Annotated in this window: 14 protein-coding genes; 10 read left to right on the top strand and 4 right to left on the bottom strand. The window is 67.8% G+C overall.

The features are described from left to right. The first annotated feature begins 12 nt into the window (after window positions 1-12). The 4 genes from ACQPW1_RS36840 to ACQPW1_RS36825 all read left to right on the top strand — a co-directional run bounded on the left by ACQPW1_RS36840 (window position 13) and on the right by ACQPW1_RS36825 (window position 3,805). Window positions 13-594, top strand: coding sequence for a dihydrofolate reductase family protein (locus ACQPW1_RS36840; RefSeq protein ID WP_433657042.1), 582 nt, complete (start codon window positions 13-15; stop codon window positions 592-594). A gap of 5 nt (window positions 595-599) precedes the next feature. Then, window positions 600-1,661 carry a PHP domain-containing protein gene (locus tag ACQPW1_RS36835; RefSeq protein WP_433657040.1) on the top strand — a complete coding sequence of 354 codons (1,062 nt, stop codon included), beginning with the start codon at window positions 600-602 and terminating at the stop codon, window positions 1,659-1,661. Between the two features lie 106 nt (window positions 1,662-1,767). Then, window positions 1,768-3,294, top strand: a complete 1,527-nt coding sequence (locus tag ACQPW1_RS36830) for a PstS family phosphate ABC transporter substrate-binding protein (protein ID WP_433657038.1) — start codon at window positions 1,768-1,770, stop codon at window positions 3,292-3,294. A gap of 79 nt (window positions 3,295-3,373) precedes the next feature. Continuing rightward, complete coding sequence (locus ACQPW1_RS36825) at window positions 3,374-3,805, top strand: carboxymuconolactone decarboxylase family protein (protein WP_433665444.1); 432 nt, start codon at window positions 3,374-3,376, stop codon at window positions 3,803-3,805. Window positions 3,806-3,859: 54 nt separating this feature from the next. Here the strand turns inward: ACQPW1_RS36825 and ACQPW1_RS36820 are convergent, their stop codons facing one another. Beyond that, window positions 3,860-4,156: a hypothetical protein gene (locus ACQPW1_RS36820; RefSeq protein WP_433657036.1), complete on the bottom strand. Its 297-nt coding sequence runs from the start codon at window positions 4,154-4,156 to the stop codon at window positions 3,860-3,862. Window positions 4,157-4,236: 80 nt separating this feature from the next. Between ACQPW1_RS36820 and ACQPW1_RS36815 the strand changes: the two genes are divergently transcribed. The 6 genes from ACQPW1_RS36815 (at window position 4,237) to ACQPW1_RS36790 (ending at window position 11,166) form a co-directional block, all read left to right on the top strand. Beyond that, the gene (locus tag ACQPW1_RS36815) at window positions 4,237-5,325 is read left to right on the top strand and encodes a winged helix DNA-binding domain-containing protein (RefSeq protein ID WP_433657034.1); all 1,089 of its coding nucleotides are present in this window, start codon (window positions 4,237-4,239) and stop codon (window positions 5,323-5,325) included. Window positions 5,326-5,757: 432 nt separating this feature from the next. Continuing rightward, the gene (locus tag ACQPW1_RS36810) at window positions 5,758-6,936 is read left to right on the top strand and encodes a glycosyltransferase family 4 protein (RefSeq protein ID WP_433665443.1); all 1,179 of its coding nucleotides are present in this window, start codon (window positions 5,758-5,760) and stop codon (window positions 6,934-6,936) included. Beyond that, window positions 6,933-9,071, top strand: a complete 2,139-nt coding sequence (locus ACQPW1_RS36805; protein WP_433657032.1) for an amylo-alpha-1,6-glucosidase — start codon at window positions 6,933-6,935, stop codon at window positions 9,069-9,071. The genes ACQPW1_RS36810 and ACQPW1_RS36805 overlap by 4 nt, the downstream gene beginning before the upstream one ends. A gap of 104 nt (window positions 9,072-9,175) precedes the next feature. Beyond that, window positions 9,176-9,361, top strand: coding sequence for a hypothetical protein (locus tag ACQPW1_RS36800; RefSeq protein ID WP_433657030.1), 186 nt, complete (start codon window positions 9,176-9,178; stop codon window positions 9,359-9,361). Between the two features lie 92 nt (window positions 9,362-9,453). Continuing rightward, window positions 9,454-9,858: a hypothetical protein gene (locus ACQPW1_RS36795; RefSeq protein WP_433657028.1), complete on the top strand. Its 405-nt coding sequence runs from the start codon at window positions 9,454-9,456 to the stop codon at window positions 9,856-9,858. 240 nt (window positions 9,859-10,098) lie between these two features. Further along, a complete protein-coding gene (locus ACQPW1_RS36790; RefSeq protein ID WP_433657026.1) occupies window positions 10,099-11,166 on the top strand; it encodes an NAD-dependent epimerase/dehydratase family protein in 1,068 nt (355 codons plus the stop codon). Between the two features lie 9 nt (window positions 11,167-11,175). Here the strand turns inward: ACQPW1_RS36790 and ACQPW1_RS36785 are convergent, their stop codons facing one another. The 3 genes from ACQPW1_RS36785 to ACQPW1_RS36775 are packed head-to-tail and all read right to left on the bottom strand — an operon-like array spanning window position 11,176 to window position 14,252. Continuing rightward, window positions 11,176-12,201, bottom strand: a complete 1,026-nt coding sequence (locus ACQPW1_RS36785; protein ID WP_433657024.1) for a sensor histidine kinase — start codon at window positions 12,199-12,201, stop codon at window positions 11,176-11,178. Next, entirely contained in the window at window positions 12,194-12,898 is a 705-nt protein-coding gene (locus tag ACQPW1_RS36780; RefSeq protein WP_433657022.1) for a response regulator transcription factor, read from the bottom strand. Before ACQPW1_RS36780 ends, ACQPW1_RS36785 begins: the two co-directional genes overlap by 8 nt. A 4-nt stretch (window positions 12,899-12,902) precedes the next feature. Further along, the gene (locus ACQPW1_RS36775; RefSeq protein WP_433657020.1) at window positions 12,903-14,252 is read right to left on the bottom strand and encodes a hypothetical protein; all 1,350 of its coding nucleotides are present in this window, start codon (window positions 14,250-14,252) and stop codon (window positions 12,903-12,905) included. Window positions 14,253-14,283 lie beyond the last annotated feature (31 nt).

The raw sequence follows: 14,283 nt of genomic DNA, 5'->3' as shown, positions 1-14,283 counted from the left end.
GAGGAAGGACACATGCGCAAGCTCACGTACTACGTAGCGTCGACCATCGACGGATACATCGCCACCGAAGAGGGATCGGTCGATTTCTTCCCGGTCGGTGGCGACCACGGGCCTGCGATCACCGCGCAATATCCCGAGACCCTGCCGACCAAGGTGCGCGAGTCGATGGGCATCGATAAGCGCAATCGCTACTTCGATACGGTGCTGATGGGCCGCAAGACGCACGACTTCGGCGTGCGCACCGGCACGTCCAGCCCGTACGCGCATCTGAAGCAGTACGTGGTGTCCACCACGCTGCCGGAGAACCCCGACCCCGACGTCGAGCTGATCGCCGCCGACCCGCTGGCGAAGGTGCGAGAACTCAAGCGCGACAACGGTCTCGGGATCTGGCTCTGCGGCGGTGGCGAGCTGGCACAGGAGTTGCTGCCGGAGATCGATCAGATCTTCCTCAAGCTGTACCCGGTCCTGCTCGGCCGCGGTAAGTCGCTGTTCGGCGCGGGCCCGCGCCTGCCCGATGCGGCCAAGTTCCGGGTCATCACCAGCCGGGTGTTCGAGGACGGAGTGGCCTTCATGAAATACAGCAGGATTCGTTAACCGCTGTGGCGGAAGACGATTCGATCGCCGCGGACCCGACCACCGCGCCGGGTCCGGTGGAGGTGCTCCGCGAGATCGGCTTCTGGCTGGAACGCTCGCGGGCCGAGACGTATCGGGTCAAGGCCTACCGTCGCGCCGCCGATATCGTCGCGGAGCTGTCGGACGAGGAACGCGCGGCGCATCGGACCGCGCGCAGCTGGCGCGAGATCGCCGGGATCGGGCCGAAGACCGCGGGCGTCATCGAACAGTCCTACTCCGGTGTGGTGCCGCAGCAGCTGCTCGACCTGCGCAAGGCGGCGAAGCCGATCGGTGCGCCGGGCAAACCGCTGCGTGCCCAGCTGCGCGGCGACCTGCATACTCATTCGGACTGGTCCGACGGCGGTAGTCCGATCGCGGAGATGATGGGTGTCGCGTCCGCCCTCGGGCACGAGTACTGCGCGCTGACGGATCATTCGCCGCGCCTGACCGTCGCCAACGGGCTGTCCGCCGACCGGTTGCGCAAGCAACTCGACGTGATCGCCGAACTCAACGACCGCCTGGCGCCGTTCCGCATTCTCACCGGCATCGAGGTCGACATCCTCGACGACGGCACCCTCGACCAGCAGGCCGACCTGCTCGCCGAGCTCGACATCGTGGTGGCCAGCGTGCATTCCCACCTGCGCGCGGACAGCGCGACGATGACCAAGCGGATGGTCTACGCGGTGGCCAACCCCAACGTCGACGTGCTCGGCCACTGCACGGGACGGCTCGTCGAAGGCGGCCGCGGCACCCGGCCCGAGTCCAGTTTCGACGCGGAAATGGTGTTCGAGGCCTGCCGGACCTACGGCACCGCCGTAGAGATCAACAGCAGGCCGGAACGCCGCGACCCGCCGTCCCGGCTCATCCAACTCGCGGTCGAGATGGACTGCCACTTCTCCATCGACACCGACGCGCACGCCCCCGGCCAATTGGACTGGCAGGGCTACGGTTGCGAACGCGCCCTCACGAATGGCGTTGCGGCCGAACGGGTCATCAACACCTGGCCGCTGGCCGACCTGCTGGCCTGGACCGAGTCGTCCGGCGCGTGATGACCGCCGGGTTAAATGTTGCCGAATAGTTCTGCCGTTCCGGGGATATCCACCGATCGCGGCTGAAACTGGTTGCCAGACAGATCTTGTGGGGGTGGGTTAACCGTTGGGCGACTTTCCGGTCGAAATCGTGCTGGCGCTCATCGGTATCGCGGTGCCGATCGGCGCGTTCCTGTACGAGTTCGTGGTCGTCGGGCGCAAGCGGCTCGGCTACCGCGTGCAGATGGATACGCCCGTCACCGGTGAGGTCGAATCGGTGTTCCCGGGCGTGCTGCCGCAGCTGCGGCCCGCGCTGGACGGTGCGAGTCCGGACCTGAAGGATCTCTCGGTTGTGCTGGTGCGCATCGAGAACAGCGGCGCGACGACCATCGACACGAACGACTACAAGGCACCCGATCCGGCGCGGATCGGGCTGCACCTGCGGTTCCCACAGCGCCTGGTGATCGGTATGGCGGTGACCGAACTCAGCGATCCCGGCCTGGCGGACAGCCTCGACGGTGACTCCGGGATCGCGGTACGCCAGGACATGTCCGGGCACATCGGCGTCATCGATCTGCCCAAGGTGCCGTTGAATCGTGGTGAGCACTACAAGATCCTGGCCATCCTGCAGCGTGCCGAAGGTTCGGGGGAGTACCCCGTGCCGGTGTTGACCGGTGGTATCAAGGGCGGGCGGGTCCTCGAAACCCGAAGCCAGACCGGCATTCCCCGAATGATGTTGGGGCTGACGATCTTTCTGGTGCTGGTCATCGTCGTCCAGCTCGTTATCACCGCCCTGGAGCCATCGCCGACGCCGCTGGAATGTGCCTCGGGCAAGCTCACCGTGGTCGGGTCGTCGGCCTTCGCGCCGGTCGTCCGGGAGGCCGCTGAGCAATACGGGAAGCGCTGCACCGGAGCGGAATTCGCGTTCGGCTTCGAGGGCACCGAGCGCGGGCTGGACCGGCTGGCCGAAGAGGGCAAGGATCATTCGGGGCTGCTGGCCATCAGCGACGGCCCGAAGGGCAACGGGTACCCCGCGCTGGTGTATCGCCCGCTGGCGCTTTCGCTGTTCAGCATGATCGTCAACAAGGACGTCGGCATGCAAAGCCTCACCGAGACCCAGATCCGGGACCTCTATCAGGGGCGGGTCGGCAACTGGCGGGACGTGGGCGGCCCCGATCTCCCGGTGGTGCTGGTGAATCGGATCCCCGGCTCGGGTACTCGAAACACGTTCGAGCGCAGGCTACTCGGCGCGGGCCAGCCCGATCGCCCGCACGTGAGTTGCACCGCGATCAAGGGCACGGTGCGCTCCGACGCGGCGCACTGCGATGTCCAGGTGACCACGGACATGCAGAAGGCGGTCGGCGAAATCCCCGGCGCCATCGGCTATTCGGAGTCCTCCGTGGCGCTGGAGGCCGGTCTGCCGACCGTCACCATCAACGGCGTCACCGCGGGGCGCGACGCGGCGATCAATCGCACGTATCCGTTCTGGGGCGTGGAATACGCCTACAGCTACGGCGAGCTGCCCGGCGACTCGCTGGCCGCGGCGTTCCTGCACTTCCTGGTCGATCAGACCGGCAAGGACATGCTGCGCGCGCACGGCAACGCACCCTGCGGCGAGCTGCCCGACCCGGCGCGGTGTCTGCCGGATTCGTGACCGGGTGTCACACTTTCGGCGCCTATTTCGTCCCTCTTGTGTAGAAGAACACCGAGGAAAGGACGACAACGTGTCACGGATGAAGCTCGCGCAGGTTGCTCCGGAGGTGTACCAGGCGTGGTACGCGGCCGAGGGGGCCATCCGCCGCGGCCCGCTGGACCCGGTTGTCCGGGAGCTGGTCAAGATTCGCGCCTCGCAGATCAACGGCTGCGTGTACTGCATCGACATGCACACCACCGATGCCCGGCTGGCCGGGGAAACCGAAAAGCGCATTTTCCAACTCGACGCCTGGCGCGAGTCGGCGCTCTACACCGACGCCGAGCGGGCCGCCCTCGCGTACGCCGAGGCGGTGACGAAGCTCGGTGATCACGGCGTGAGCGACGAGGTGTGGGCCGAGGTCGAGCAGCAGTTCGAGGAGGGTGCCGCGGCCGGATTGGTCGCGGTGACCGCGATGATCAACCTGTGGAACCGGATCGGGGTCCCGCTGCGGATGCAGCCCGACATCGACTGACGCCGCCGACGGTGCCGCACGCCGTGCGGCACCGGCTTCGGTTCTCGTGGACCGCTATTCGGTCGGCGGCAGCATCGGCCGGGTGAAGTAGTCCTCGACCGGCAGCGGACCGGTGTAGCGGCGGCACGGGCAGCGCACCCACTCCCACGTCGCGGGCGCGATGGACCGCCGCTCCTCCGCGTGGCACTCGCCGGCCTGCGCGTCGTGGATGGCGAGGTCGTGGCCGCATCCGCACTTCGCGACGCTGCGCGGCGACTTGCCGCCGACCGTCCCGCGGTGGCCGTACCGTCCGACTGCCCAGCCGACGCCGAGGATTCCGGCTCCGACAGCCAGGGTGATGGGATCGAACATGGATTGATTGTACGTATACGTATGCGGGTTGAGCGCCGAAGGGCCCCGTTTTGTCGGTGGTATCGGCGAAGATGGCAGGCATGACGGAACTATCGCTGCGAGAGCTCAACCGAACCCTGCTGGTGCGTCAGATGCTGGCGCAGCGGGTCGCGATAACGCCGTTGGAACTGGTGCGGCATCTGGTCGCGGTGCAGGGGCAGGAACCCAACTGGCCCTATGTCGGGCTGTGGACCCGGCTGACCGATTTCGGGCACGACGAGCTGGCCGCGCTGCTGCGCGAGCGAAAGCTGGTGCGCTCGGCCATGATCCGCCGCACGGTGCACCTCGCCGACGCGGACGACTTCCGCTGGCTGCGCCCGACGGTGCGCCCGGTCGTGCACGCGGCCTTGCAGGCGCCGTACTACCGCGACGAGATCGAGGGCATCGATCTCGACGAACTCGCCGCCGCGGGCCGGGAACTGCTGTCCGGTCGCATCCTGTCCCGGTCCGATCTCGGAAAGCTACTCGGCGAGCGCTTTCCGGATCGGCACACGCGCAGGCTGGCCGAGTCGGTGGAGCTGCTGGTCCCCATGGTGCACAGCCCGGTGACCGGAGCCTGGGGCAAATGGCGCAACCGCTCGGTGACCGTCGCCCTCGCCGACGAATGGATCGGCGCACCGATGGAGACGACGCCGCACGCCGAGACTCTGATCCTGCGCTACCTGGCCGCGTTCGGCCCGGCCACCGTCGCCGACATGCAGGCGTGGGCTGGTGTCACCCGGCTCGCCGAGGTGGTCGACGAGATGCGCACCCGCCTACGCGTTTTCACCGACGATCAGCATCGCGTGCTGTTCGATCTGCCGGAGGCCCCGCTGGCGGACCCGAATCTGCCGGTGCCGGTGCGCTTCCTGCCCGCCTTCGACAACGCGCTGCTCGGCCACAAGGACCGGCGCCGGATCATCAGCGAGGAGGATCGCCAGCGGATCGCCGGGGAGGCGTCGGGCGGTGTCCCGATGTACCTGGTCGACGGCTTCGTGCACGGCCGGTGGTCCTTGGACGACAGCACTATTCGGGTTACCCCGTGGCATCCGTTGTCCGAAGCCGACGCGGAGGAGCTGCGCGCCGAGGCCGAGCGACTGCTCGCTTTCGTCGTTCCCGGTCAGGACGGAAAGGTCGTCATCGAGGGCTGAGCAGAAATCCAGTCCCGTAGACATGTTCGATTGAAATCCGCAAAGGCCGCTCCCACCTGGCGATCTCGGCAATCGATCAGCAACGTATCCGACTGCATGGTTTGAGAAGGCTCCGGTGAGGTACATCACTGGCGGCCCCCCTGATCGCGCGGCTAGCGACCAGGCCAACCAAGTCCTACCGGACCGGCGGTGCAGCACAGCTTCACCTCCGCCGCGGCGGCCACCAGCTCGGCGCCCTGCGCTTTCCGAGTGCTGGGTGTGTGCGCGAATTGCTAACGGTTGTGCCCAAGCAAATGGTTGTGTCCCTGGACGGTTGTGCCCTTTGGAAGGAGGGTCCATGAGCGAGCCCCGGCGAGCGAATCGACAACACAGTGCGCCTTCGCGCATGACGGAGCCGAGCGCCAGCGAGGTGGAGTCATGAGCGAGTTGCCCATGTCGGGTTCGGGTCAGGTTTCTACGTCGGACTTGCTGTCGATCGATCACAGCGGCTCCCGATTCCGGATCGCGATGGTTGTTCCGCCGTACTTCGATGTGCCGCCGAAGGCGTACGGAGGTGTCGAGGCCGTCGTCGCCGATCTGGTCGACTCGCTGGTGGCCAGAGGCCACGACGTCACCCTGCTCGGAGCCGGCGAGCCGGGCACCAAGGCGAACAAGTTCATTCCGCTGTGGGACAACATCTGCCCCGAGCGCCTCGGCGAGCCGTTCCCCGAGGTGTTGCACGCGCTGCGGGCGCGCCGTGCAGTCGAGAAGCTCGCCGCCGCGGGCCGCATCGATCTCGTGCACGAGCACACCTTCGCCGGGCCGCTGAACGCGCCGGCGTATAGGGGACTTGGCTTACCGACCGTGGTGACGGTGCACGGGCCGGTCGAGGGCGAATGCTATGAGTACTACCGGGAAATGGGCGATGAGGTCTCGCTCGTCGCGATCAGCGACCGGCAGCGGGAGCTGGCGCCGGATTTGAATTGGGCTGGACGCGTGCATAATGCTCTGCATCCCGAGGAGTGGCCGTTCCGTGCCGACAAGGACGACTACGCGCTGTTCCTCGGCCGCTTCAACGAGTGCAAGGCGCCGCATTTGGCGCTGGAGGCCGCGCACGCCGCGGGCATCCCGCTCGTGCTCGCGGGTAAGTGCAGCGAGCCGCCCGAGATCAAATACTTCGAGGAGCAGGTACGCCCGTTGTTGACCGACCAGGATCACGTGTTCGGCCTCGCCGACGCCACCGACAAGCGAAAGCTGTTGTCGGGAGCCAAGTGTCTGCTGTTCCCGATCCGCTGGGAAGAGCCGTTCGGCATGGTGATGATCGAGTCCATGGTGTGTGGCACACCCGTTGTCGCGTTGCGCGGCGGCGCGGTGTCCGAGGTGATCGTCGACGGGGTGACCGGCCGCGTGTGTGACGACCCGGCCGAACTCACCAGCGCCATCGCCGAGGTGCAGACCATGGATCCGGCGGCCTGCCGCGCGCATGTCGAGTCGAACTTCGGTTCCGAAACGCTGGGCCGCGGCTACGAGCAGGTCTATCGCAGGCTGATGCGGGCCCGCAAGCGCACCGGATTCCGTTGGTACCAGGACCAGGCCGTGCCGATGCAGGCCGCGGCGGGCGGACTCGCGTGACGGCGGATTCCACCGCCGCACTCAGCCCCGCCCCACTGAACTCCGGTGAGCCAACGGGTTTCGGTGGGGCGGGCTCGGTGACGCTGGTGGAGGGCGGCACCTTCTGCCTGTCGAACCGGCTCGGTGATGTCGAGCCGGGCCGTCCGCACGGGCTGTTCTTCCGGGACGCGCGCGTCGTGTCCCGGTGGGAGCTGCTGGTGGACGGCCATCTGCCCGAACCGCTTTCGGTGCTCAGCCCGGAGGCGTTCGCGGCGCGGTTCGTACTGCGAAGACCACCGACGGCCGGGCTGGCCGACAGCACGCTGCTCGTGGTGCGCGAGCGGATCGTCGCCGACGGCATGCACGAGGTGATCACGCTGGAGAACATGGGTCGCGAGCCCACGGCGGTCACCCTCGAACTGCATGTCGACGCCGACTTCGTCGACCTCTTCGCGGTCAAGGAGGGGCGCGCCGGACACGGCCGGTCCGAGGTGACGGTGGCCGAGGGCGAGCTGCTGTTTCACGATCGGGCCGATCGGATGCGCGGGCTCTCGGTGTCCGCGACCGTCGAACCCACGGTATTGCCAGGCACTTTGATGTGGCGAGTAGTGGTTCCGGTTGGCTCGAGTTGGCAGACCGAGATCACCGCCCAGCCCACCCTCGGCAACCAGCGGTTCCAAGCACCGCTGGCCCCGGGTGAGCACTACGGGGTCAGCGCGCCCGGTCGCAAGATCGCCGCTTGGCGGCACACCGCCACCGACATCGCCGCGTCGCATCCGGAACTCAGCCAGGTGCTGCGGCGCACCGAAAGTGACTTGGGCGCCTTGCAGATTCACGACGACTCCGGCGCGAACAGACCGTTCGTCGCGGCGGGCGCGCCCTGGTTCATGACCCTGTTCGGCCGGGACAGCCTGCTGACCGCGTGGATGGCACTGCCGCTCGAGGTCGACCTGGCCCTCGGCACATTGCAGCAGCTGGCCGAACTGCAAGGGCAGACAGTGAATCCGCTGACCGAGGAGGAGCCGGGGCGGATCATGCACGAGATGCGCCGCGGCCCGGCGGGTGGGCTGGTGCTGGGCGGCAACATCTACTACGGAACCGTCGACGCCACTCCGCTTTTCGTGATGCTACTGGCCGAATGTCATCGCTGGGGCGCGGATTCGGAGGCGATCCGAGAGCTGCTGCCTGCCGCGGATGCGGCGCTGGACTGGATCAGAGATTACGGTGACCGGGACGACGACGGGTTCGTCGAATACTGCCGGGCCACCGATCGCGGCCTGGTCAACCAGGGGTGGAAGGACAGTTGGGACGGCGTCAACGACCTGGAAGGGCACGTCACCGAGGCGCCGATCGCGCTGTGTGAGGTGCAGGGTTACGTGCACGCCGCGCTCTTGGCCCGCGCCGAGCTCGCCGAAGCGTTCGACGACCCGAACCGGGCCGGGGAGCTCCGGGATCAGGCGGATCAACTGCGCGGCAAGTTCGGCGAAGAGTTCTGGCTGCCGGAACGCGGCTGGTATGCCATCGCGCTGGACAAGGGCAAGCGGCGCGTCGATGCGCTGACAAGCAATGCGGCGCACTGTCTTTGGTCCGGCATCGCCAGTGACGCGCACGCCGCAGAGCTGGTGCAAAGACTGTCGGGATCCGAGATGGACAGCGGCTTCGGATTGCGCACGCTCGCTTCGAATATGGGCGCCTACAACCCGATGAGCTACCACTGTGGCTCGGTGTGGCCGCACGACACCGCCATCGCGGTGGCCGGTCTGCTGCGCTATCGGCACGTACCGGGCGCGGTCGACCTGGCGACCCGGCTCGCCACCGGATTGCTGGACGCCGCAACGGCTTTCGACGGCAGACTACCCGAGTTGTACTGCGGCTTTCCGCGGTCGAGATTCCCGACGCCGGTGCCGTACCCGACCTCCTGCTCGCCGCAGGCGTGGGCGAGCGCGGCTCCGCTGCTGCTGGTCCGGGCGTTCCTCGGCCTCGACCCCGACGTGCCCAACCGCACCCTCACCGTGCGCCCGTTGGTGCCGCCGGAGTGGGGCCGAATCACGTTGTCCGCGTTGCGTCTCGGCCCGATCACCGTCGACCTCGAGGTGGAGGGCGCCCAGGTCACCGCCGCCCGCCTACCCGACGACTGGCAGCTGATCACGCGATGAGCCCCGATCTTGGTATGAACTGTCCGACATCGGGTATCCCTCCGGTGTAAGGCATTTCGGTCATGCTTTTCAGGCTGATAGACAACGCAGGCTGGAGGCGCATCATGCAGACATCGCTGGATATGCGGGACCTGTGGGGTTCCCAGCACCGCGACTGCACCATCGAGCCCATGGATCTGGACCTGGACCTCGCTCAGTTCGTCCGCAGTACCCACGCGGGCCACGGCCCCGAATGCTGCCAATACCTGGCTGCCTCGGCCTACTACTTCGACCACGCCGAAGCAGGCTGACCCCGGCACTTTCCGGCACCGTACTTCGCCGGAGCGGCTGCTAGTATCCGATCCGGGGTACGGCGTGGCCGCACATGTGCTGGGGGAGTTTCGTGTTCGGTACGTATGTGGTGCTGCTCTTTGTCAGTGGCCTTGTTCTGATCGTGCTCGCGATAGTTGCGCAGGAGTTGCGGGTCGTTGCTCGGATCTTCTACAGCGCAGTCGGTGTCGGGTTCCTGGCGTACGGCAGCTACCTCGCGTTCTTCCTCGAGAGCGGGAGGTACCGGATCATGTGGCCGGTGTTCGTCCTGCCCGTGGTGCTGCTGATCAAAGTTGCTCGTACGGTCGAGCTGCCAGCGGATTCGGCGTCGGCGCCATTGCGGCCGAGACGGCAACAGCCGGAAGGTCCGCCTGTCGCTGAGGGTCGGCGTACCGCTGAGAGTCGCGAGCGCCGCGCGGCACGCACCCAAGCGGAGCGTGCCGCGATCCGGGCAAAGTACGTCGACAGTTCCGACTGAGCTTGCGTCTGGCCGACCACGGTGCGCGAAGCAGGCAAACGCAGCCATGACGCGCTGCTAGCGAGCACGACTACCGGCAGCACGCCGAACCGGCGGCGGTGCCGAGGAGTGACGAAAGTCTGACGCTGCGGCGTGGGCGGCGCTGAATGGGGCGGGGACCAGGCACGATCAGGGTATGACGTCAGCTCCGGAAGTGGTCGGGACCATCGCCCAGGTCGGATTTCAGTCGAACGGGCGTGGGTGAGCGGCGTGCGGGTGTTGCTGACCGGTGCTGCCGGGTTCATCGGGTCGCACATTCGTCGCGCGTTGGTGGATGCGGGGCATGAGGTTGTTTCACTCGATCTGATGGTGTCGGCGGCGCACGGTCCGTCGGCCCTGCCCCCGGAAGGGGTTGAGCGGGTCGATGTTCGCGATGGTGCGGCCCTCGATGGGGTGCTGCGTGGGATCGATGTCGTGTGTCATCAGGCGGCGGTGGTCGGTGCGGGGGTGAGTGCGCAGGACGCACCTGCGTATGCGAGCCACAATGACTTCGGGACTGCGGTTTTGCTGGCGGCAATGGATCGTGCCGGGTGTCGTCGGTTGGTGCTTGCGTCCTCGATGGTCGTGTATGGCGAGGGGCGCTATCGCGGCGAGAGTTGCGGACCGGTCGAGGTCGGTGTTCGTCGCGTGGCCGACCTCGATGCCGGGATGTTCGAGTATCGGTGCCCGGCGACCGGCGAGACGCTCACCTGGGACTCGGTGCATGAGGATGCGCCGTTGCGTCCGCGCAGTCTGTATGCGGCGAGCAAGCTCGCGCAGGAGAATTACGCGGCGGCGTGGGCGGCGGTGACCGGGTCCAGCGTCACGGCCTTGCGGTATCACAACGTCTATGGCGACGATATGCCCAGGGACACACCGTATTCCGGCGTGGCCGCCATCTTCCGATCGGCGTTGGAGGCGGGTCAGCCGCCACAGGTGTACGAGGATGGCAGGCAGGCACGGGATTTCGTGCACGTCACCGATATCGCGGCGGCCAATCTCGCCGCCGTCGAACAGCCGCTGTCCGGCTTCGTCCCGCTCAACATCTCCTCCGGTCGGCCCATCACCATCGGCGAGGTCGCGACCGCGCTGGCCACCGCGCGTGGCGGGCCGCAGCCGGTAGTAACCGGTCGCTACCGGCCGGGCGATGTCCGCCATATCGTCGCCGACCCCGACCAGGCCAGGCGCGCTTTGGGTTTCGCCGCGCAGGTGGATCCGATCGCCGGTCTCACCCAGTTCGCCTTCGCACCACTGCGGGACAGCGTCGGGACCTTCGCGCCGACGTTCTGATCGTGCGAATCAGTTGTCCGACAACGGCAGCCGCACCTCGAAGCGGCAACCCTGGTCCAGATTCTCGACGGTGATGTCGCCGTGGTGCGCCTCGACCAACCCGGCGGCGATCGCCAAACCCATGCCGCTGCCGGTGGGTACGCCATCGGCCGCGACCGGCGACCGTGCCGCGGTCCCGCGATAGGCGACCTCGAAGATGCGCGGCAGGTCCGCCTCGGCGATCCCGGGCCCGGTGTCGTCGACGCGAGCCCACGCCTGTCCATCGGACGCGCCCGCGGAGATCGCGACCTCGCCGCCGGGCGGGGTGTGCGCGATCGCGTTGGAGACGAGGTTGGTCAGCACCCGGCCGAGGGCTTGATCGCTGGCCGCCACCACGATTCGGCTGTCCGGCTGTTCCGCGCGCAACGCGACCTGCGCGCGATCGGCGGTCGGCCGGTTGGCGGCCAGCACCTCGTCGATCAGTTCGCGCAGATCCACCGGCTCCAGATCGAGGCGTAGCGCGCCCGCGTTGATCTTCGACATCTCGAACAGGTCGTCGACCATCCTGGCCAGCCGATTGGTTTCACAACCGATCTGCTCGGCATAACGAGCCACATCGGCCTGTCCGGTGACCACCCCATCCGAAAGTGCCTCGGCCATAGCGCGAATACCGGCCAGCGGGGTGCGTAGGTCGTGACTGACCCAGGCGACGAGCTCGCGCCGGGAACGCTCGGCGGCTCGCTCCTGCTCGCGGATCTGTTTCTCCCAGACCATCTTTCGTGCCTGTTCCCGGCCGAGCACGATCGCGGCGGGAACGGTGACCACCGCGACGACCGCGAGTACCACTGCGGTGCGCTGCAATTCGTGGGTGAACATCAGCCCGCTGACCCCGATGATGCCCGCCAGCGTCGACAGCGTCGGGATCAACACCAGCACAGCCATGCTCGTGGTGATCGAGCGATTCCTGGTGGCGCGCAGGATCACCGCGCCGACCAACACCACGGGCACCGAGCAGGCCAGCGTGTAGGCGATGAGCTGGGTGGTGTCCTCAGGCATCGGTGGCTCCGTTTCCGGCGTCGGTGCGCGCCCACGCATAGCCGCGGCCCCACACCGTCTCGATGCGGTGGCGGGTGCCGAGTTTCGCGCGTAATCGCTTGATGTGCACGGTGACCGTGGAGAGGTCGCCGAAATCCCAGCCCCACACCTGGGCGAGCAACTGCTCGCGGCTGAAGACCTGCTGCGGATGTTGCAGCAGGAAGACCAGCAGATCGAACTCGCGTGGCGTGAGGTCCACCGGCACGCCGTCGACCAGCGCGAGCCGGAAGGCGGGGCGCACTTCGATCGCGCCGTCCCGCAGCGTCGGATGGACGTTGTCGCGCACCACCTGCGCGCGCCGCAGCACCGACGCGACCCGCAGCGCGAGCTCGCGCGGACTGAACGGCTTGGTGACGTAGTCGTCGGCGCCCGCCTCCAGCCCGAGCACCCGGTCGTCCTCGTCGCCGAGCGCGGTGAGCAGGATGACCGGCGTCTGCGGGCGCGGCCCCGAGCGGATCGCGCGGCAGATCGCGATGCCGTCCGGCGCGGGCATCATCACGTCGAGCACGGCCAGCTCGATCGGGTCGTCGGTGTCCGCCAACGCCGCCAAAGTAGCTGTGCCGTCGGCGGTTTCGCGGACGGTCAGGCCGTCGCGTTCGAGGTAGCGCCGGACCACGTCCCGGACAACGGGATCGTCGTCGGCGATCAGGATGGACATCGTTTCACCAATTCGTCAGGATCGAGTGGGCCAGTACGAGCGTTCCGATGCCCTGCACCGCGAGCCAGCCGCGGGCGGTGGACCGGGGCAGGAACGCGGTGGCCGCGAGCAACCACATATCGAACGGTAACCAGATGCGTTCGGTTTCCGCCTTACTGAGCCCGCTGAGGTCCGCGGCCAGGATCGCGCACAGAGCGGCGGTCACCAGTAGCGCGGTCGGGTCGAGGGCGCGCAGCATGCGCGGGGATAGCGCGCGATGCAGCGCCGCCGCGGTCGCGAGGCCGACCGCGCAGACCGTCGCGGCCAGGTTGCCCCACCACCAATACACGTACGTCCGATCGCTGGCGATGCCCTGGTAGTAGCGCTGCACCACCAGGTGATAGCCGTCCAGCCACCAGAATCCGGCGATGGTGAACGCCGCGACGACCACCAGCGCACCGGCCAGCGCGGGCAGCAGCGGCCGGATGGTGCGGCCCGCGATGAGCACGGCCAGCGCCGGTATCGCCATCAAGACCAACCCGTAGCTGAGATACAGGCTGATCCCGAACAGGAGCCCCGCCGCAACGGCGGCCAGATGATTGGCGGTGGGCCGCACGGCGATGGCGAGCAAGGCGATCGCCCACGCGGTGACACCGGCGAACATCGCGTCGGCGGACACGGCGATCCAGATCGCCGCCGGTGCCAGCGCCAGGAACGGCAGCGCGGCCCGCGCCCGATCCTCGGCGCCGAGCGCCCGCAGCGCCACCGCGACCGCGACCACCGCGCTGGTGCCGATCAGCAGGCAGGCGGTGCCCGCCCACGCACCGCCGCCGAGACCGACCCGATCGAGCAGCACAAAGAACAGCAGCGCGCCGGGCGGATGGCCGGACACGTGCGTGGTCCAGGAGTCCGGCTCGAAATCGAGAATGCGGCCCGAGAAGTCGCGCAGCATCGCGCCGATATCGGTGACCCCGCCCACCTCGTGCAGGTATTCGTTGGAATCGGTGAGCCGACCGGCGAATCCGCGCTGCCAGCCGTCGACCATGGCCAGCGCGAACGCCCACGCGAGCGCGGCACCCCAGGACGCCGCCAGCAACGGCCGCCACGACAGTCGCCGCGCGAGCGTCGGGCCTTGCAGCACAACGAGAGTCGCGATGAGGATGGCGGGCACGGTGCCCCAGCCGACATGGGGCAGGAACACGCCGAAGATCGGCGCGGCACCCGCGAACAGCCTGCTCCGCCATTGTTCGCTGGCAATTCGCGGGACCACGAACGCTGCCAGCACCAATGCGGCGGCGATGCCCGCGCCGACCAGGTCGCCGCGGCTGCGGACACGCGGCGTTGTTGTGGTCGCGACCTCGGAGACGTCATGCACGGCTATCACGATAGGTCGACCATCGTTCTGT

The organism is Nocardia sp. CA-128927 (assembly GCF_050955855.1).
Classification (GTDB): domain Bacteria; phylum Actinomycetota; class Actinomycetes; order Mycobacteriales; family Mycobacteriaceae; genus Nocardia.
The sequence above is the reverse complement of the archived record's forward strand: the minus strand, read 5'-3'. Positions and strand labels throughout refer to the sequence as shown.

Coding starts and splice junctions, on each gene's coding strand:
- ACQPW1_RS36780 (WP_433657022.1), bottom strand. CDS start 12,898: ATGTCCATCCTGATCGCCGACGACGATCCCGTTGTCCGGGACGTGGTC.
- ACQPW1_RS36825 (WP_433665444.1), top strand. CDS start 3,374: ATGAAGCTCGCGCAGGTTGCTCCGGAGGTGTACCAGGCGTGGTACGCG.
- ACQPW1_RS36800 (WP_433657030.1), top strand. CDS start 9,176: ATGCAGACATCGCTGGATATGCGGGACCTGTGGGGTTCCCAGCACCGC.
- ACQPW1_RS36810 (WP_433665443.1), top strand. CDS start 5,758: ATGTCGGGTTCGGGTCAGGTTTCTACGTCGGACTTGCTGTCGATCGAT.
- ACQPW1_RS36785 (WP_433657024.1), bottom strand. CDS start 12,201: ATGCCTGAGGACACCACCCAGCTCATCGCCTACACGCTGGCCTGCTCG.
- ACQPW1_RS36815 (WP_433657034.1), top strand. CDS start 4,237: ATGACGGAACTATCGCTGCGAGAGCTCAACCGAACCCTGCTGGTGCGT.
- ACQPW1_RS36820 (WP_433657036.1), bottom strand. CDS start 4,156: ATGTTCGATCCCATCACCCTGGCTGTCGGAGCCGGAATCCTCGGCGTC.
- ACQPW1_RS36840 (WP_433657042.1), top strand. CDS start 13: ATGCGCAAGCTCACGTACTACGTAGCGTCGACCATCGACGGATACATC.